Origin of the sequence: Inquilinus ginsengisoli (genome assembly GCF_050434925.1) — a bacterium.
Lineage (GTDB): Bacteria > Pseudomonadota > Alphaproteobacteria > DSM-16000 > Inquilinaceae > Inquilinus > Inquilinus ginsengisoli_B.
Window position 1 is genome coordinate 321,919 of the sequence record NZ_JBNDJK010000001.1, and the last position, 16,685, is coordinate 338,603.

General features: G+C 70.8%; 17 protein-coding genes. 11 read left to right on the forward strand and 6 right to left on the reverse strand.

The window, feature by feature from the left end; genetic code table 11:
- Positions 1 to 15 precede the first annotated feature (15 nt).
- From QFZ27_RS01595 to QFZ27_RS01610, 4 genes are all read left to right on the forward strand, one after another.
- A complete protein-coding gene (locus QFZ27_RS01595) occupies positions 16 to 1,050 on the forward strand; it encodes a LacI family DNA-binding transcriptional regulator (RefSeq protein ID WP_429224330.1) in 1,035 nt (344 codons plus the stop codon).
- Positions 1,051 to 1,121: 71 nt separating this feature from the next.
- Positions 1,122 to 1,604 carry a hypothetical protein gene (locus QFZ27_RS01600; protein WP_429224331.1) on the forward strand — a complete coding sequence of 161 codons (483 nt, stop codon included), beginning with the start codon at positions 1,122 to 1,124 and terminating at the stop codon, positions 1,602 to 1,604.
- 33 nt (positions 1,605 to 1,637) lie between these two features.
- Positions 1,638 to 1,772 carry a hypothetical protein gene (locus QFZ27_RS01605; protein WP_429224332.1) on the forward strand — a complete coding sequence of 45 codons (135 nt, stop codon included), beginning with the start codon at positions 1,638 to 1,640 and terminating at the stop codon, positions 1,770 to 1,772.
- A 155-nt stretch (positions 1,773 to 1,927) separates the two neighbouring features.
- Positions 1,928 to 3,274 (forward strand): IS4 family transposase, encoded by a 1,347-nt coding sequence (locus tag QFZ27_RS01610; RefSeq protein ID WP_429224333.1) that lies wholly within the window; start codon positions 1,928 to 1,930, stop codon positions 3,272 to 3,274.
- A 236-nt stretch (positions 3,275 to 3,510) separates the two neighbouring features.
- Here QFZ27_RS01610 and folK read toward each other — a convergent pair whose 3' ends face one another.
- Positions 3,511 to 4,005: a 2-amino-4-hydroxy-6-hydroxymethyldihydropteridine diphosphokinase gene (gene folK, locus QFZ27_RS01615; protein ID WP_429224334.1), complete on the reverse strand. Its 495-nt coding sequence runs from the start codon at positions 4,003 to 4,005 to the stop codon at positions 3,511 to 3,513.
- A gap of 159 nt (positions 4,006 to 4,164) precedes the next feature.
- Between folK and QFZ27_RS01620 the strand changes: the two genes are divergently transcribed.
- From QFZ27_RS01620 to QFZ27_RS01630, 3 genes are all read left to right on the forward strand, one after another.
- Positions 4,165 to 5,022 carry a tetrahydrofolate dehydrogenase/cyclohydrolase catalytic domain-containing protein gene (locus QFZ27_RS01620; RefSeq protein ID WP_429224335.1) on the forward strand — a complete coding sequence of 286 codons (858 nt, stop codon included), beginning with the start codon at positions 4,165 to 4,167 and terminating at the stop codon, positions 5,020 to 5,022.
- A complete protein-coding gene (locus QFZ27_RS01625) occupies positions 5,019 to 5,657 on the forward strand; it encodes a cyclodeaminase/cyclohydrolase family protein (protein ID WP_429224336.1) in 639 nt (212 codons plus the stop codon). The genes QFZ27_RS01620 and QFZ27_RS01625 overlap by 4 nt, the downstream gene beginning before the upstream one ends.
- Positions 5,658 to 6,102: 445 nt before the next feature.
- Positions 6,103 to 7,110 carry an OmpA family protein gene (locus QFZ27_RS01630; RefSeq protein WP_429224337.1) on the forward strand — a complete coding sequence of 336 codons (1,008 nt, stop codon included), beginning with the start codon at positions 6,103 to 6,105 and terminating at the stop codon, positions 7,108 to 7,110.
- 147 nt (positions 7,111 to 7,257) lie between these two features.
- Here the strand turns inward: QFZ27_RS01630 and cysQ are convergent, their stop codons facing one another.
- From cysQ to QFZ27_RS01645, 3 genes are read right to left on the reverse strand one after another with little or no spacing between them, the layout of a single operon-like run.
- Positions 7,258 to 8,034 carry a 3'(2'),5'-bisphosphate nucleotidase CysQ gene (cysQ, locus tag QFZ27_RS01635; protein WP_429224338.1) on the reverse strand — a complete coding sequence of 259 codons (777 nt, stop codon included), beginning with the start codon at positions 8,032 to 8,034 and terminating at the stop codon, positions 7,258 to 7,260.
- A complete protein-coding gene (locus QFZ27_RS01640; protein ID WP_429224339.1) occupies positions 8,034 to 9,407 on the reverse strand; it encodes an aminotransferase in 1,374 nt (457 codons plus the stop codon). The genes cysQ and QFZ27_RS01640 overlap by 1 nt, the downstream gene beginning before the upstream one ends.
- The gene (locus tag QFZ27_RS01645; RefSeq protein ID WP_429224340.1) at positions 9,404 to 10,216 is read right to left on the reverse strand and encodes an AraC family transcriptional regulator; all 813 of its coding nucleotides are present in this window, start codon (positions 10,214 to 10,216) and stop codon (positions 9,404 to 9,406) included. Before QFZ27_RS01645 ends, QFZ27_RS01640 begins: the two co-directional genes overlap by 4 nt.
- 106 nt (positions 10,217 to 10,322) lie before the next feature.
- Here QFZ27_RS01645 and QFZ27_RS01650 point away from each other — a divergent pair, with 106 nt between their 5' ends.
- A complete protein-coding gene (locus tag QFZ27_RS01650) occupies positions 10,323 to 11,045 on the forward strand; it encodes a class I SAM-dependent methyltransferase (protein WP_429224341.1) in 723 nt (240 codons plus the stop codon).
- Here QFZ27_RS01650 and QFZ27_RS01655 read toward each other — a convergent pair.
- A complete protein-coding gene (locus QFZ27_RS01655) occupies positions 11,042 to 12,184 on the reverse strand; it encodes an acyltransferase family protein (RefSeq protein ID WP_429224342.1) in 1,143 nt (380 codons plus the stop codon). The genes QFZ27_RS01650 and QFZ27_RS01655 overlap by 4 nt on opposite strands.
- A gap of 205 nt (positions 12,185 to 12,389) precedes the next feature.
- Entirely contained in the window at positions 12,390 to 13,244 is an 855-nt protein-coding gene (locus tag QFZ27_RS01660) for a MurR/RpiR family transcriptional regulator (RefSeq protein ID WP_429224343.1), read from the reverse strand.
- A 173-nt stretch (positions 13,245 to 13,417) separates the two neighbouring features.
- On the opposite strand from QFZ27_RS01660, the gene QFZ27_RS01665 reads away from it, so the two are divergent.
- The 3 genes from QFZ27_RS01665 (at position 13,418) to QFZ27_RS01675 (ending at position 16,682) form a co-directional block, all read left to right on the forward strand.
- Positions 13,418 to 14,311, forward strand: a complete 894-nt coding sequence (locus tag QFZ27_RS01665) for a glucosamine kinase nucleotide-binding domain-containing protein (RefSeq protein ID WP_429224344.1) — start codon at positions 13,418 to 13,420, stop codon at positions 14,309 to 14,311.
- Positions 14,312 to 14,572: 261 nt separating this feature from the next.
- Positions 14,573 to 15,679, forward strand: a complete 1,107-nt coding sequence (nagA, locus tag QFZ27_RS01670; protein WP_429224345.1) for an N-acetylglucosamine-6-phosphate deacetylase — start codon at positions 14,573 to 14,575, stop codon at positions 15,677 to 15,679.
- Complete coding sequence (locus tag QFZ27_RS01675) at positions 15,660 to 16,682, forward strand: SIS domain-containing protein (protein WP_429224346.1); 1,023 nt, start codon at positions 15,660 to 15,662, stop codon at positions 16,680 to 16,682. Before nagA ends, QFZ27_RS01675 begins: the two co-directional genes overlap by 20 nt.
- The last annotated feature ends 3 nt before the right edge of the window (positions 16,683 to 16,685 follow it).

The window sequence follows — 16,685 nt, forward strand, 5'->3', positions numbered from 1 at the left end:
CCACGGGACGGGCGCATGGCGGATCGCAAACGGGTGGGTATCGTCGAACTCGCCCGGTCGCTCGGACTGTCGACCTACACCGTCTCCCGCGCGCTCAATGGCCATAGCGACGTCGCCGACGACACCCGCAAGCGGGTGGTGGCGGCGGCGGCCGAGGTCGGCTACATGCCGAATGCGCTCGGCCGCACCCTGCGCCGCGGCCGGACCGACGCGGTCGGCTTCCTGCTGACGCCGTCACCCGCCGGCCTGGTCGACAGCTATTTCCTGCCGCTCCTGACCGGCATCGACGCGGTGCTGGCCCCGGCGGGCTATGCCGTGCTGGTTGCGGGCGCCGCGCCGGACTGCCAGGAGCTCGAGGTGCTGCGCCGGCTGGTCGAAGGCCGGCGGGTCGACGCGGTGATCCTGACCCGGGTGCGGGTTGAAGATCCGCGCGCCGACTATCTGCGCCGGCTGGACTTCCCTTTCGTCATGCTCGGCCGCGACGGCGAGCGGCCGGAGACGCCCTTCGTCGACGCCGACCACCGGGCCAGCGGCCGGGCCGCGACCGCCTGGCTGGCCGCCCGCGGCCATCGCCGCATCGGCCTGATCAACACGCCGGCGCAGGTCAATGCCAGCCGGCAGCGGCTGCTCGGATGGCAGCAGGGGCTGGCCGAGGCCGGCCTGACCGCCGACCCGGCCTGGCACCGCTGCGGCGACTACACCGCCGAGACCGGCCGGCGCCAGGCCCAGGCCCTGCTGGAATTGTCGCCGCGGCCGACGGCGATCCTGTGCGGCAATGACGAGATGGCGTTCGGCGCCGCCGAGGCTGTGCGCGCCGCCGGCCTCCTGGTCGGCGTCGACGTCTCGATCATCGGCTGCGACGACATCCCGATCGCGGCGCTGGCCAACCCGCCCCTGACCACCTTCCGCACTTCGCAGCGCTCTTTCGGCGAGCGCCTGGCCGAGCAGGTCCTGGCGTTGCTGCGCGGCGAGACGCCGCCGTCGCAGCTGGGCGTGCCGGAGCTGGTCGAGCGCGGCTCGGCCGGGCCGGCACCGCCGGAGGCCGGCTAGATCGGAGACGGGGCGGGCCTTGAGATTGCAGTTAACACATTGTTCAATTGTATTAATCTGCGATCTTGTTCATGCTACGTTCTATGGACAAGGCGCAGACCGATCGGATGTCGGAAGCCCCGGCCACTCCCCAGGAGGAGCGGGCGGCGCGGCATCTGCGCATGCTCGCCCGGGCGGCCGAGATCCACATGGAGATCATGGAGGCGACCCGCACCGAGGCGGTCGAGGCGCCGCAGCCCGGCGTCGACTATGGCCAGCGGATCGCCGTCATCACCAAGTCGCTGCGGCTGACCCTGCTGCTGGAGGACAAGTTCGCCAATCATCGCGACGAGCGGCGCAAGGCCGCGGCGAAGCGCGAATCGGCCCAGGAGGACTGGCACGACCTGCGGGTGAAGCTGGCGATGCTGGCTGCCGCCTATGAGGTGTCCGAGGACGATGAGGAGGTCGACCGCCGCGTCGCCGAAGTCTGCGAGCGGGTCGAGCGGCCGGAGGTGGCCGAGCTGATCGCAGCCAGCCGGCCCGAGGTCGCGGTGGCGGCCCTGTGCCGGCGCTGAGGTTTCCCGCCGGAGGTGGAGCGCTGGCTGGAGATGGCCGACGAGGCCATGGAGCATTACGGCTTCATACCGCCGGAGGATGGCAAGGACGATGATCCGGAGGATCCGCCCGAGCCTCGCTCGGCCGGCGCCGGCCGCCGCAAGCCCAAGTCGCCGAACACGGGGTGACCGCCGGCAAACTCACCCGCTTCACCAACCTTCAGCATCGCGAACGCAGCCTCCCCCTGCCCCCTCCCGCAAGGGGCTACGGGATGCACGAAAGTGATTTGCGTGTGGAGGGAGGTGTGATTCAAGGCGAAGTCAAGCCGAGAGGAGACTTTGCCGTGACGTTTGGGCTGGGCGACATCCGGGTGGCAGCGCGAGCCGAGTGGTTGATCGAGCAGATCGTGGCGACGGGATCGCTGGTGGTGCGCGAGCTTGGCGGGACGCGGGCCGGAGAGATGGCGGTGCACCGGTTTTTGTCGTCGCCGTACAGCTCGGTGGAAGGGATCGTGGAGACGCTGGCGTCGCGGACAGCCCAGCAGTGTGTGGGGCGCCGGGTGGTGGCGATCCAGGATACGAGCGAGGTCAACTTCAAGGGTCGGGCGGCCAAGCGGCGCGGGCTGGGTCCTGGGGGCAACGGGAAGGACCCCGGCTTCTTCCTGCATCCGGTGATTGCGGTGGATGTGGAGGAAGAGGCGGTGATCGGCCTGGTCGGGGCCCAGATCTGGACGCGAGGCTCGGTGCCGGTGGGCGAGCGGCGTGGCCGGGCCCTGGCGGAAAAGGAATCGATGCGCTGGCACGACGGCTGCACCACCGCGGCCCGGGTGCTGGCCGAGGCGGCGGCGGTGACGATGATCGCCGACCGCGAGAGCGACATCTGGGAGCTGTTCACCGAGCGCCCGGACAATCTCGACCTGATCCTCCGGTCGGCGCAGAACCGCAGCCTGGCCGGCGGCGGCCGGCTGTTCGCCGCCCTGGACGATGCCCCGGAGCTGACGCGCCGCCGCATCCTGGTGCCGCCGAGCCGACCGGGCGAGCGCAGCCGTGAAGCGACCCTCGCGATCAAGGCGGGCAGCGTGCAGATCGCCCGTCCGAAGAGCCGCAAGGCCGAACCGGGCGCGGTGCGCACCGTAACCCTGACGCTGGTCCAGGCCATCGAGATCGATCCGCCCGACCCGAAGCAGGCCATCGCCTGGCGCCTGCTCACCACCCATCCCGCCGACGGCGCCGACGCCGCCACCGAGATCATCGATCTCTATCGCCTGCGCTGGCGCATCGAGCAGGTCTTTCGTGCCCTCAAGAGCGATGGCCTGGGCCTCGAAGACACTCAACTCGCCGATGCCGAGCGGCTGTTCATCCTCGCCGCCATGGGCTTGGCCGCCGCAGTCCGCACCCTGCAACTCGTCGATGCCCGCGACGGCAGCCCCAGGCCGGCCACCGACGTGGTCGATCCCGACCTCCTCGCTCCACTTGCCGCCATCTCTCGATCCCTCGAAGGCAACACCCCGCGCCAGAAGAACCCCCATGCCCCCACCAGCCTCGCCTTCCTCTCCTGGGTCACCGCTCGCCTCGGCGGATGGAACTGCTACGGCAAGCCACCGGGTCCCAAAACCATGCACAATGGATGGAAACGGCTCGCCCCTATGCTCCATGGCTATGCCCTCGCAACACAGGCAAAACTTCCGTGAATCCCGTAGCCCGCAAGGGGAGGGGGCCAGGGGGAGGTGGCTGCGCGCGTCCGCGCGCGACTGCGCAGAGAACAGGCCTTGCCGCCATGGCCGTAGCGTCAGAGTTCAGGCCGGCCTTGACGGCGAGACCCCCTGCCCCCTCCCACGAGGGGAGGGGGAGAGAAGAAGGGATGGATTGGCTCGAACGGCGGCATTCCAGAAAAGTCCCACCCAGCGGGAGAGGCCGCAGGCGCTGGCTAATCCAGCCGCAGATCGTCGCGCCGGACCACGTCGGGCAGCGGCCCGAGCGCCTGCAGCAGCGCGGCCACACTGCGGCCCTCGACCGGATGGATCCAGCCGGCGGCAACGTCGGCGGCCGGGGCCAGGACGAAGCCGCGCTCCGCCATCCGCGGATGCGGCACCACCAGCTCCGGCCGGTCGACGACGCGGTCGCCGTAGAGCAGCAGGTCGAGATCGATCAGCCGCGGCCCGTTAGGGCGGCTGGGAACCCGGCCGATCTCCGCCTCCGCCGCCTTCAGCAGCGCCAGCAGCGCCTCGGGTGCGAGCCCTGTGCGGGCGGCGACGCACATATTGAGGAAGGCGCCCTGGTCGGTGTCGTACATCGGCGCCGTCTCATAGACGGCGGAGACGGCGTCGACCGTCGTCTCGCGGCGCAGCCAGGCGATCGCCCGGCGCAGATTGGCCTCGCGGTCGCCGAGATTGGTGCCGAGCGCGAACAGGACAGGGGTCATGGCTTGCTCCGGGATCACGTTTCGCCGCGAATCGGCCGATCGGTGTCGCGGCCCCTGTGGCGCGAGGCGGCGGCGTTATGGCCTTGTCCGGCGGAAATGTCGAGCCGGGCGGCGCCGCGATGGTGTATGCCGGGCCGGACGTCTGAACGGGACCTCGCCATGGCCGAAGCCGCCGCCCTGCTGGGCAAGCCGATCGCGGAGCGGATCCGATCGCGGATCCTGGCGGAGACGCCGCCCGGCCTCCGCCCCTGCCTGGCCGTGGTGGTGGCCAGCGACGACGCCGCGGTCGCCCGCTACGCCGCCGCCAAGCAGCGCACCGCCGACGCGCTGGGCCTCGGCTTCCGGGTCGAGACGGTCGACCCCGCCGGCGGCCAGGCCGCGCTCGACGCCCGCATCGCCGCGCTGTCGGACGATCCCGGGGTGCACGGCATCCTGCTGGAGCTGCCTTTGGCCGCGGGGCTGGATGTCGAGATCGCGATCCGGCAGCTCGACCCGCTGAAGGATGTCGACGGGCTGACGCCCTACAATCTCGGCCTGATCGCCGCCGGGCGCGAGGCCGACGCGCTGCTGCCGGCCACCCCGGCCGCCTGCATCCGGCTGGCCGAGACCGCGGCCGACCTGAAAGGCGCCCGTGCCGTGGTGGTCGGCCGCGGCCGCGCCGTCGGCCGGGCCCTGGCGCCGATGCTGGTCAACCGCGACGCCACGGTGACGGTGTGCCACAGCCGCACCCGCGACCTGGCCGCCGCGGTCGCCGCCGCCGACATCGTCTTCGTCGCCGCCGGCCGGCCCGGGCTGGTCGGCGGGGCCACGGTCCGGCCGGGCCAGGTGGTGGTCGATGCCGGCATCTCGGTGGTCGACGGCCGGGTGGTGGGCGATGTCGATGCCGACAGCGTCCGCCCGGTCGTCGCGGCGCTGACGCCGGTGCCGGGCGGCGTCGGGCCGCTGACCGCGACCTTGATCTTCAGCAACCTGCTGCAGGCGGTGGAGCTGCAGCGCCGCGCCGGGAGACTGCGATGACCGCCGAGACCGAGGACAGCCTGTGGCGCTGGCCGCTGGCCACCTTCCGCGACACGCTGGCCAGCGATTCGCCGACCCCCGGTGGCGGTTCGGCGGCGATGGTGTCGGCGACGCTCGGCCTCGGCCTGGTGGTGATGGCGCTGCGCATCACCGCCAACAAGACGGCCGACCGGAGTTTCCTGGACACGCTGATCCTGTCGGGCGAGCGGTTGATCGCCGAGTTGTCGGCCCATGCCGAGGCCGACATGGCCGTGTTCGACGCCTATATGGCGGCGCTGAAGCTGCCGAAGGCGACCGAGGACGAGAAGGCGGCCCGCCGCGACGCGCTGCGGCAGGCGACCATCGCCGCCACCGAGGTGCCGCTGAACGCGGCCCAGACTGCGCTGGAGGGACTCGACCTGGCCAGCCAGGCGGCCACGCTGGCGGCGACCCAGATCGTCAGCGATGTCGGCGCCGGGGCGGCGACGCTGCATGGGGCGGTCGAGGCGGTGCTGTATGCCGTCGACGTCAATCTGCGCGGCTTCGACGACGCTGCCCGCCGCCAAATCTATGCCGACAGCCGCGACCGGCTGCTGGCCGTCGCCGGTCAGCGGGCTGACGGCATCGCCCGGCTGGTGCGGGACCGGCTGCGCTGAGGACGGGTGATTCACGGGACTCGGGTGGTTTCTCCGGAGCTCTGATTCGGCGCGAATCCGCCGTGCCGGACCGGCGATATGACTGCGGTGACGATCCAGCCACAGATCTCAAGCTAACTGTCCGGACTCGCTTGCAAATCTCCAAACCACCCCGATGCCGCCCGATTCCAGGGACGTTGCCGCCGTGTTGCATTCGCGCCGCTCCGCCGACGCTGGTGTTTTTCAGTTTCTAAAATCCGAACAATCGGTTAACCCCGGTCGGGAATGGCCGTGCGGGCCGGTGGTGCATCGCTGCAACACTGCGCGAAATTCGCAACAGCAAGGTCCATTTCAATTGCGGTCTACGTTCGACCATCGTACATCCAAAGGGAGCGGTCTGGTCGCAGCCCTTGAAGGAAGCGGGGGACGAGACCTCGGTTGAACCGTGATCAGCGAGGTATTGGATATGAAGAAGAACGTGATGTACGCCGTCGGTGCGGCCGCCCTGCTCGTTGCAGCCCCGGCGATGGCGCAGGAGTATCAGGCCACCGGTCTCTATGTCGGCGCCGGTGCTGGCGTCAACATTCGCCAGAATGACAGCTGGAACGTCAAGGGCAGCAACGTCGACGGCAAGTCCGAATACGACGTCGGCCCGGCCGGCAACATCTACCTCGGTTACGACTGGGGTTCGTTCCGTGCGGATGCTGAAGTCAGCCTGCGCACCAACGATGTCAAGGAAGCCAAGTTCGGCGGCCAGACCTTTGCCAAGAATGGTCATTTCCGCACCATCGGCATCATGGCGAACGGCTACTACGACTTCGATTTCGGCTCGCCGTTCGTGCCGTACATCGGCGCCGGCGTCGGCGTCGCCATGCTCGACTCCGAGCTGAAGGGCGGCGGGGCCAAGTTCAACGACTTCAACACCCAGTTCGCCTATCAGGGCATCGCCGGTGTGTCGTACAACTTCGAGCCGAACATCGCCTTCAACCTCGAGTACCGCTACTTCGGCAACACCAAGCCGACCTTCAGCGACCAGAACATCAAGCTGAAGTACGACGCCAGCAACAACCACACCATCCTGCTGGGCGTGCGCTACACCTTCGCCCCGGCCCCGGCCGCGCAGGAAGTGGTCGAGACGGTTGCCGCCCGCAGCTACTTGGTGTTCTTCGACTTCGACAGCTCGCGTCTGACCCCGGAAGCCAAGCAGATCGTGGCCTCGGCCGCTGCTGACGCCCTCCAGGGCAAGACCACCCGCATCGACGTCACCGGCCACACCGACCGTTCGGGTTCGGACCGGTACAACCAGGCCCTGTCGGTGCGTCGCGCCGAGTCGGTCCGCCGCGAGCTGGTCGCGGACGGCGTTGCCGACAGCCTGATCGTCACCCGCGGCGTCGGCGAGTCCGATCCGCTGGTCCCGACCGCCGACGGTGTGCGCGAGCCGCAGAACCGCCGCGTCGAGATCGTCCTGAACTAAGTACGGTCTTTAAAGATCCCATCGGGAGATCGGGGCGTCCTTCGGGGCGCCCCTTTCTTCATCCGGGGTCCGGCAACAGCAAAACGGCCGTCCCACTTGGTAGGACGGCCGTTTTGCTGTCGATGTCGGTCTTCGGAGCCCGGCAGGTCAGCCCGCCGCAGCCGCCCGCGCGACGAAGCCGGCATTGAGGAAGCCCGGCTTGGCATAGGCCAGCGGCCGGCCGGAGACGTCGTCGATGCCGCCGCCGGCGGCGCGCAGCACCGCATCGGCCGCCGCTGTGTCCCATTCCATGGTCGGGCCGAAGCGGAGATAGAGATCCGCCTCCCCCGCCGCGATCAGCACGATCTTCAGCGAGCTGCCGAGGACCCGCCGCTCGGCCACCCGGCGGCCCTGTAGCGCCGCGTCCAGCTTCGGGTCATCGCGATGCGACCGGCTGGTCAGCACCACCAGCCCCTCCGCCGGCGTCGGCCGCACGGCGATCCGCCGCGGCGCCTCGTCGCCCTGCTGCTGCCACGCCTCGCCACCGGCCGCCCAGAAGCGGCGGTCGAAGGCCGGCGCCTCGACCACGCCCAGCACCGGCACGCCGTTCACCACCAGGCCGATATTGACCGTGAACTCGCCGTTGCGGCGCAGGAACTCCTTGGTGCCGTCGACCGGGTCGACCAGCCAGAAGCGATCGGCCGCCGCCGGGACGCCGTGGGCGGCGCAATGCTCCTCCGCCACCACCGGCACCCCCGGCAGCAGGGCCCGCAGCCCGGGCAGGATCAGCGCCTCGGCGGCATGGTCGGCGGCGGTGACCGGGCTGCCGTCATCCTTGCGCAGGCTGGCGCCGTCGAAGCTGTTGTAGATCTCCATCACCACCCGGCCGGCACGGCGGGCGAGATCGACGATCGCGTCGACGGGCGGCAGCGCATCGGCGGCCATCAGGCGGCCTCGCGCAGCGCCGACCAGGTCTCGTCCAGTGCCAGCTCGAAGCGGTGCAGCATCTCGGCCACGCCGGCCTCGTCGATGATCATCGGCGGGCAGAAGCCGATGACGTCGCCCGGCATGGCGCGGGTCAGCAGGCCATGCGCCTGGGCCCGGCGGACCAGGCCGGCGCCGATGCCGCGGGCCTTGTCGAAATTGGTCCGCGCGGCCTTGTCGGCCACCAGCTCGGCCCCGGCGATCAGGCCGAGGCCGCGCACCTCGCCGACCAGCGGATGACCGGCATGGCGGCGCAGCCCCTCCTGCATCGCCGCACCGACCCGGCGGACGCGGCCGACGATGTCCATCTCGCGGTAGATCTTCAGCGTCTCCAGCGCCACCGCCGCCGCCACCGGATGCCCGCCATAGGTGTTGCCGTGGCCGAACATGCCGTGCTTGTCGCTGCCCGCCACCAGCGCCTCGTAGACCGGTCCGGAGACCAGTGTCGCCGCGATCGGCAGGAAGCCAGCCGACAGCTGCTTGGCCACGGTCATGATGTCCGGCCGGATGCCGAAGCTGTCGCAGCCGAACCAGTTGCCGGTGCGGGCGAAGCCGCAGATCACCTCATCGGCGATGAACAGGATGTCGTGCCGGCGCAGCACCGCCTGCACCTTCTCGAAATAGGTGCGCGGCGGCACGATCACGCCGCCCGCGCCCATCACCGGCTCGGCGATGAAGGCGGCCACCGTCTCCGGCCCCTCGGCCTGGATCGTCGCCTCCAGCTGCGCGGCCAGGCGGGTGGCGTAGTCCTCCTCGCTCTCGCCCGGCTCGGCGCCGTGGTAGTGGTGCGGCGTGTCGACATGCACCACCCGGCCGACCGGCAGGTCGAAGCCGTCCTGGGCATAGGCCAGGCCGGTCAGGCTGCCCGACATCACGGTGACGCCGTGATAGGCCTTGCGGCGGGCGATGATCTTCTTCTTCTCCGGCCGACCCAGCGCATTGTTGACGTACCAGGCGATCTTGACCGCCAGGTCGTTGGCCTCGGAGCCGGAATTGACGAACAGCGCCCGCTCCAGCGGCTTCGGCGCGATCGCCATCAGCGCCTCGGCCAGGTCGACCAGCACGTCCGGCACCTTGCCGCCGAAAGCGTGGTAGAAGGGCAGCTGCCGCATCTGCCGCGTCGCCGCCTCGACCAGCCGCTCCTGGTCGAAGCCGAGCCCGGCGCACCACAGGCCGGCCAGCCCCTCGATGTATTCGCGCCCCTCCTCGTCATAGACGTGGATGCCCTTGCCGCGGCTGATCACCATCGGCCCGGTCTCGCGATGGGCGCTGAGATTGGTGTAGGGGTGCAGCAGGTAGGCGACGTCCCGCGCGGCGGTGGAGTTGGGGATCACGGGCGGCGTCCTCCGGCTGTTCGTTGGCGTCCGCCATCGTTACCGAAAGGCAAGGCTGCCGTCCCGGGCGTTTCGCGCATGGCAGGCGCCGCGGCCTGGAAATAACGTCGCGGCGTAAGGCCGGTGGCCTGGCGGAAGTCGCGGATGAAGGCGCTGGCCGACCCGAAGCCGAGCTCATGCGCCACCGCGGTCACCGAAGCCCCTTCGGCGAGCCGGACCAGGGCGGCGCGCAGCCGGACCTGGCGGCGCCAGGCGGTGAAGCTCATCCGCGCCTCGCGCTGGAACGCCCGGGCCAGCGACCGGGTGGTGGTGCCCAGCCGCGCCGCCCAACCGGCCAGCGTCCCGGCATGTCCGGGCTCCGCCGCCAGGGCCGCCTCGATCGCCTGCAGTGCCGGCGACGCCAAAGGCTGCAGGAACAGCCGTGGCGCCGGCTCCAGCCGCATCTCGTCGGCGAAGACCAGGCAGAGGCGGTGCCGGGCCCGGCCCGTCGCGCCCTCCAGCGCCAGGATCACCTCGCGCAGCAGCGGGCTGACCGCGACGACGCCGCAGCGCTCCGGCAGCCGGCGCAACAGCGGGCCGCGGCAATAGGCGCTGAGCATCTCGAACCCGGCGGAGGTCTCGACCCGGTGCTCCTCGCCGGCCGGCAGCCAGCAGCCCTGCAGCGGCGGCACCACCCACTGCCCGTGGCGGGTGTGCAACACCATGACGCCGCGGCCCGGATAGATCAGCTGCGCCCGCGGATGATCGTGCCACGCGCCCGAGAAGCCGGCCGGGAAAGAGCCGCGCTCGACCTGGATCCAGCTCTCCACGTCGCGATTCTCGCTATGTCCGATCCAGCACATATTCTGTCAGACCCTACGGTATCGGACGCCCATCGAGCGGCCTAGCCTTCCCAAAGCAAGGGAGGAGCCGCGCATGACGCCGACCATGATGGTGCCGCGGACGGAGCCCGCGCCCCGTCCGTCCCGGGACGGCAAGCAGGAGTTCCTGGCCGCACTGCACGGCCTCCGCCCGGCCTCGGTGCTGGATGTGGGCTGCGGCGAGGGCGCCCTGCTGCGGGCCGTCACCACCGACGGCGTGCGCGGCGTCGGCCTGGAACCGGAGGACGCGGCCGCCGAGCGCGCGCGGGCGGCGGGGCTGGAGGTCCAGCCCGGCCGGGCCGAAGCCCTGCCCTTCGGCGACAGCAGCTTCGACGTCGTTACCCTGGAATACGTCGCCCATCACGTCGAGCACCTGCCGCGGGCCCTGCGCGAGGCGGCCCGGGTGGCGCGGCGCGCCGTCCTGGTCCTGGACGGCTGGTACGACGAGGCCCTGCCGTCGCAGCGGGTGATGCGCGACCTCGACGATTGGCGGAAGCGGATCGACCGCCGGCTCGGCATGGTGCACAACCCCTGCCCCAACCCACGCGACCTGATCGACCCGCTGCTCGCCAGCGGCCCGCTCGCGATCGACTATGCCTGCCGGCTAGAGCTGAGCCCACGGTCGCTGGCCGAGCTGGAGGCGACGGCCCGGCGGCATCTGGAGGCCGTCGCCCCGGCGCCCGACCTGGCCGCCGAGCTGGACCGCATTCTCGACGACGGCCGGCTGCACGGCTGCACCGACGCCGGCACCCTGCTGCTGGCCGCGCGGTTTCTCTAGGGTGCGCTGCTGCTCGGCGATGCCGCCATCTCTGCCGGAGGCCCCGTGCGCAGCGGGACCGGCAACCTCAGCGCCTTCGCTGCCCGGCGGATCAGAAGCCCGGTCGCCGGGACGCGGCGCAGCGCCGGCAACTCCACCAGAGTCCAGGACAGGAAGGCCACCGGCAGGGTGATCAGCACGATCAGCGGGAAAAGCTGTGGCCACAACAGGCCAGGCCACAGGCTGATCAGGATCTGCCCGATCGGCCAGTGCCAGACATAGGTCGCATAGGACAGCTCGCCGACCCGGCTGTAGCCGAGGATCCAGCCTTTCGGAACCAGGGCGAGCCAAAGCGCGCCGGCGGCGCAGGCCAGAATCGAGGTCAGCTCCGTCCATGCCGTGCCCCGCAGCAGCAGCGTCAGTCCGCCGAACAGCGCGGCCAGCCAGAGGGACACCGGAACCCAGCGGCGGTAGTGGTATAGCGCGACGCCGATCATGAAGCTGATGCCGAAACCGGCCGTGGCGTCGACGGGTATGATCAGGCGCAGGTCGGTGCCGAAGGTGATGCCGAAATAAAGCGCGGCGATGACGGCCAATGTCCGCGGCAGCCGCCGGGGCGACAGCCATCCGGCCACCGACAGCAGTGCCAGCACGATGTAGCAGCCGATCTCGTAGAGCAGCGTCCACAGCGACGGGTTGACCAGGGTCGGATACGGCACGGTCTCGAACATTCCGGGCAGGTCGGGCACGAACAGTCCGCTCGACGCCTTCGGCAGGTAAAGCCAAGTGTCCAGCCGGCTGAAATAGTCCAGGACCGGCAGGCTGGTCATCAGCGGTCCGATCACAAACACCATGACGGCCGAAAACAGCAGCAGCGGCGGGACGATCCGCATCAACCGGGCCGAGCCGTAATTGCTGAGTGAGGCCCGCCTGTCCAGGCTCATCGCCACCATGATGCCGCTGAAGACGAAGAACAGTCGCAGCGCATTCTTGCCGATCAAGATCAGCGCCGACCAGAAGGCTGGATCATGCTCCAGATAGTATCGCTCCATGCCATTGATCTCGATCGAATGCGCGAAGATGATGAACAACGCGCCGATCATGCGGCATAGGTGGAAGTTGTTCTGCCGCTGCTCCATTGCCTGGTACAGTGTCAGCAAATCGGCCTCCATTGCGACCAAGCGTCACCGCACCGTCGGCAATCGACGTCGCGCCAACACATCTTCGACCGGCCGGGATTTCACTGCGCACATGGCATGTGCTTCAATATTCCCCGATCCTCGATCGAGGATCGACAGTAAATGAAGTCTAATCAAGGCCGCTAAAGGCGGACGGGACTACGCCGAAGGACGGAGAGTGGGCCAGTCAGCCCTCCTGCGCCTCGTGCCGGCGGCCGAGCGCGACGGCGAGGGTCAGGGCCAGGCAGGGCGTGGCCGAGAGCGAGCGGAAGGCGTCGATCTCGCCCTCATGCACCACGAAGCAGGCATCGGCGATCGGGTAGACCGGGCTGAGGTCGCTATCAGTGATGGCGACGATCGGCACCCCGGCAGCCCGGGCTCGGCGGGCCACCTCCTGCACGTCCGGGGCGTAGCTGCGGAAGGTGACGACGAACAGCGCGTCGCCGGGGCGGATCGCCCGCGACTGCTCCGCCAGCATGCCGCCGAAATTGTCGAGCAGATGCACCGGCCGGTCGAGCTGGGCCAGTAGGTAGGAGAGGTAGACCGCGATCGGGAAGGACCGGCGCTGGGCGGCCAGATGGATGCAGTCGGCGCGCGCCAGGATGTCGACCGCGCGGGCGAACACGGCCGGGTCGACATCGCCGCGCAGCCGCTCCAGCGCGCCGACCGAGATGTCGATGAAGGCGTTGAGCGGGCCGGACGAGGTCTCGGCCCCACCGAAGCGGGCGTCCAGCGTGCGGATGCGTGCCTCATAGCTCGGCATCCGCTCGACCAGCTGGGCCCGGAACAGGCGCTGCATCTCCGAGAAGCCGTCGAAGCCCAGTGCCTGGGCGAAGCGGACCAGGGCCGAGGGCTGGACCTCGGCCTTGGCGGCGATCACCGCCACCGTTTCCAGCGCGATCACGTCGGGATGGGCCAGGGCGAATTCGGCGATGGTCTTGAGCCGCTTGCTCAGCGCCGGGTAGCGGGCGGCGATGGCGCCGCGCAGCGCCTCGAAGCTGTCCGGCGCCAGGTCGACCGTTGCCGCTTCCGTCCCTGCCATGTGGCCGTTCCAAACGTTCCAACTCTTGGAACAGTAATCTCGAAATCGCTCCTGGGGGAACCGCCATTCGCTGTGGCCCGGCCGCCGCACGACTGGTATAGACCATCTGGCGCGATGACGCTGACGGCGCGGCTTGCTAGCGTCCCCCGCGCGACAGCATCCAGGACCAGGGCATGGCGATCCGCATCCATATCGGCGTCGATGGCGGCGCGACCGGCACCAGGCTCCGCGCCGTCGATCCGGACGGAAGCGTTCTGGGCGAGGGCACGGCCGGCCCGTCCAGCCTGACCCTCGGGGTCGACGGCGCCTGGGCCCAGATCCGCAATGCGCTGGCCGCCGCCGGTGTCGCTGAGGCGGACTATGGCGCCGCCGTGCTCGCCTGCGGCCTGGCCGGCACCGGCCGGCCGGACAAGCGCACCGAGTTCCGCGCCAAGGCCCCCGGCTTCGCCCGCCTGCGCCTGTGCTCCGACGCCCATGCCACGACGCTGGGCGCGCATGGCGGCCAGCCCGGCGCCGCCATCGCGCTGGGCACCGGCACGGTCGGCGGCTCCCTCAGCGCCGACGGCACCACCCGCCAGGTCGGCGGCTGGGGCTTCCCGGTCGGCGACGAGGGCAGTGGCGCCTGGCTGGGCCTGAAGGCGCTGGGCGAGGCGCTGCAACTGCTGGACGGCCGCGACGTCGACCCGCCCGGCGGCTCGGCCCTGCACCGGGCCATGTTCGAGACCTGCGGCGCCACCGGGCCGGAGCTGCTGTCCTGGACCTACCAGGCGCCGTCGACCAAATACGCCACGCTGGCGCCGATCGTGGTCCGGCTGGCACAACAGGGCGACCCCGCCGCGGTGCGGCTGATGCAGGCGGCCGGGCGCGAGGTCGACCGGCTGGCCCGCGCCCTGGACCCCGACGGCACCCTGCCCTTCTGCGCCGGCGGCAGCTTGGCCGTGCCGCTGCGCCCCTATATGGACCCGACAATCACCGCCCGGCTGCGCCCGCCGCTGGGCGATGCCCGCGACGGTGCCGTGCTGCTGGCCCGGTCCCTGGCCCCCGGCGAAGCCTGGAGCGACGCATGATGAGCCCGCATTTCTCGCCCCCCTTGCGTCCTGCGCCGGTTCAACATGCCGACAGGGCAGGAGAGCGGCGCAGCGCGATGCAGCGCATCGCGCAAGCCGTTCGACGCACCATGTCGGCATGTTCAACCGGCCCGGAGGGTCGCCTTGCGGCGGCCGCCTGCGGGCGCGGGCCGCTCGACCGTATGTCCCTATACGCTCTTCGCGGCCCGCGCCCTCACTCGACTCACCGCAAGGCGACGCAGGACGCAAGGGGGGCGAGAAATGTGGGCTAGAACCCTCGAAGGCCGCATCCTGACGCCCGGGGGATGGGTCGCCGGGTGCATCGCATTCGACAGCCATATCCGCAGCGTCGAGCCGGTCGACGGCCCGGATGACGGCCCGATGATCCTGCCCGGCTTCATCGACCTGCACTGCCATGGCGGCGGCGGCGCCGACGCGATGGAGGGCGAGGCCTCGATCCGCACCCTGGCCCGCACCCATGCCCGGCACGGCACCACCGCGCTTCTGGCCACCACCATGACCTCGCCGGTCGAGGAGATCGAGACCGCGCTGGACGGCGCCGGCCGGGTCGTCGCCGGACGGCGGCCGGGCGAGGCGCGGGTGCTGGGCGTGCATCTGGAAGGCCCCTTCATCAGCCCGGACCGGCTGGGCGCCCAGCCGCCCTTCGCCATCCCGGCCGATCTCGCGCGTATGGCGGATTTCTGCGACCGCGCCGACATCCGGGTCGTCACCTGGGCACCGGAGGCCGATCCGGACGGAAGCCTGCAGGCCTTCCTGGCCGCCCGCGACATCCGGGTGCAGCTGGGCCATTCCTCCTGCGACTACGAGACCGCGGCCGAGGCGTTCTCCCGCGGAGTCGACGGCGTCACCCATATGTTCAACGCCATGACGGCGCTGCACCACCGCGCCCCCGGCATCGTCGGCGCCGCCTTGGCCCATGCCGAGCATGCCGAGCTGATCCCCGACCTGCTGCATGTCCATCCCGGCGCCATCCGGGCGGCGCTGCGGGCGATCCCGTCGCTCTATGCCGTCACCGACGCCACCGCCGCCGCGGGCATGCCGGACGGCGACTACCGGCTGGGCCGGCACACGGTGCGCAAATGCGGCAACGGCGTGCGGCTGGACGACGGTACCCTGGCCGGCAGTTGCCTGACCATGGACCAGGCCTTCGCCAACCTCGTCGCCATCGGCCTCAAGCCGGAGGAGGCGTCACGCCGCACCTCGACCCTGGCCGCCGAATATCTCGGCCTGGCCGATCGCGGCCGCCTGGCGCCCGGCGCCTGGGCGGACATCGTCGTTCTCGACGCCGGCCTGCGGGTCACCAGCGTCCATGTCGAAGGAGAGTCGATTGACCTCGATCATGCTTGAGGAGGCGCGCGAGGCGCCCGCCCGCATCGCTGACCTGCTGGCCGCCGACGCGGATCTGGTCCGCGACCTGGCCGCCCGGCTGCGTGCCGACCGGCCGCGCTTCGCCGTGACCATCGCCCGCGGCAGCTCCGACCATGCCGCGACCTACGCCGCCTATCTGCTGGGCAGCCGGCTGGGCGTGGTCACCGCGTCGCTGCCGCCGTCGCTGGAGACGCTGGGCCATTCCGATCTCGACCTGAAGGGCAGCCTGGCCATCGCCGTGTCGCAGTCCGGCCGCAGCCCGGACCTGGTGACGCCGGTGCGCCGCGCCCGCGAGCGTGGGGCGCTGACCGTCGCCATCCTGAATTCAACCGACAGCCCGGCCGCCCAGGCGGCGGAGATCGTCCTGGACCAGCATGCCGGGCGCGAGCGCGCCGTGGCCGCGACCAAATCCTACATCGCCAGCCTGGTGGTCCCCGCCCGGCTGGTCGCCGAATGGGCCGAGGACACGGAGCTGAAGGCCGCGCTGCAGCGGCTGCCGGAGGCGCTGGAGAAGGCGGTGCGCAGCGACTGGTCGCCGGCCATCGAAGCGCTGGTGAAGGCCGACCGGATGATGGTGGCGGGCCGCGGCCTGAACCTGGCGATCGCCCAGGAGAGCGCGCTGAAGTTCAAGGAGACCTGTATCCTGCAGGCCGAGGCGATGAGCGCGGCCGAGATCATGCACGGGCCGAAGGCGCTGGTCGAAGCCGGCTACCCGGTGCTGGCCTATGCCCCGAACGACGGCGGGCGGGACAGCGTGCTGAAGATGGCGGCGGAGTTCCGCGGCCTGGGCGCCAACGTCCTGCTGGCGGGCGCGCCGGGGGTGGAGGGCGCCACCCTGCCGCTGCCGCCGCCGCTGCACCCGGCGCTGGACCCGATCCTGGCGATCGGCGCCTTCTACCCCTTCGTCGCCGCCCTGTCGGTGGCCCGCGGCCTGTCGCCCGACGCGCCGCGCAACCTGAGCAAGGTGACCGAGACGGTCTGATTC

Excerpts from the sequence above, each read along its gene's own strand:
- QFZ27_RS01595 (WP_429224330.1), top strand. The coding sequence starts at position 16 with ATGGCGGATCGCAAACGGGTGGGTATCGTCGAACTCGCCCGGTCGCTC.
- QFZ27_RS01600 (WP_429224331.1), top strand. The coding sequence starts at position 1,122 with ATGCTACGTTCTATGGACAAGGCGCAGACCGATCGGATGTCGGAAGCC.
- QFZ27_RS01605 (WP_429224332.1), top strand. The coding sequence starts at position 1,638 with ATGGCCGACGAGGCCATGGAGCATTACGGCTTCATACCGCCGGAGGAT.
- folK (WP_429224334.1), bottom strand. The coding sequence starts at position 4,005 with ATGACCCCTGTCCTGTTCGCGCTCGGCACCAATCTCGGCGACCGCGAG.
- QFZ27_RS01620 (WP_429224335.1), top strand. The coding sequence starts at position 4,165 with ATGGCCGAAGCCGCCGCCCTGCTGGGCAAGCCGATCGCGGAGCGGATC.
- QFZ27_RS01625 (WP_429224336.1), top strand. The coding sequence starts at position 5,019 with ATGACCGCCGAGACCGAGGACAGCCTGTGGCGCTGGCCGCTGGCCACC.
- QFZ27_RS01630 (WP_429224337.1), top strand. The coding sequence starts at position 6,103 with ATGAAGAAGAACGTGATGTACGCCGTCGGTGCGGCCGCCCTGCTCGTT.
- cysQ (WP_429224338.1), bottom strand. The coding sequence starts at position 8,034 with ATGGCCGCCGATGCGCTGCCGCCCGTCGACGCGATCGTCGATCTCGCC.
- QFZ27_RS01650 (WP_429224341.1), top strand. The coding sequence starts at position 10,323 with ATGACGCCGACCATGATGGTGCCGCGGACGGAGCCCGCGCCCCGTCCG.
- QFZ27_RS01660 (WP_429224343.1), bottom strand. The coding sequence starts at position 13,244 with ATGGCAGGGACGGAAGCGGCAACGGTCGACCTGGCGCCGGACAGCTTC.
- QFZ27_RS01665 (WP_429224344.1), top strand. The coding sequence starts at position 13,418 with ATGGCGATCCGCATCCATATCGGCGTCGATGGCGGCGCGACCGGCACC.
- nagA (WP_429224345.1), top strand. The coding sequence starts at position 14,573 with ATGTGGGCTAGAACCCTCGAAGGCCGCATCCTGACGCCCGGGGGATGG.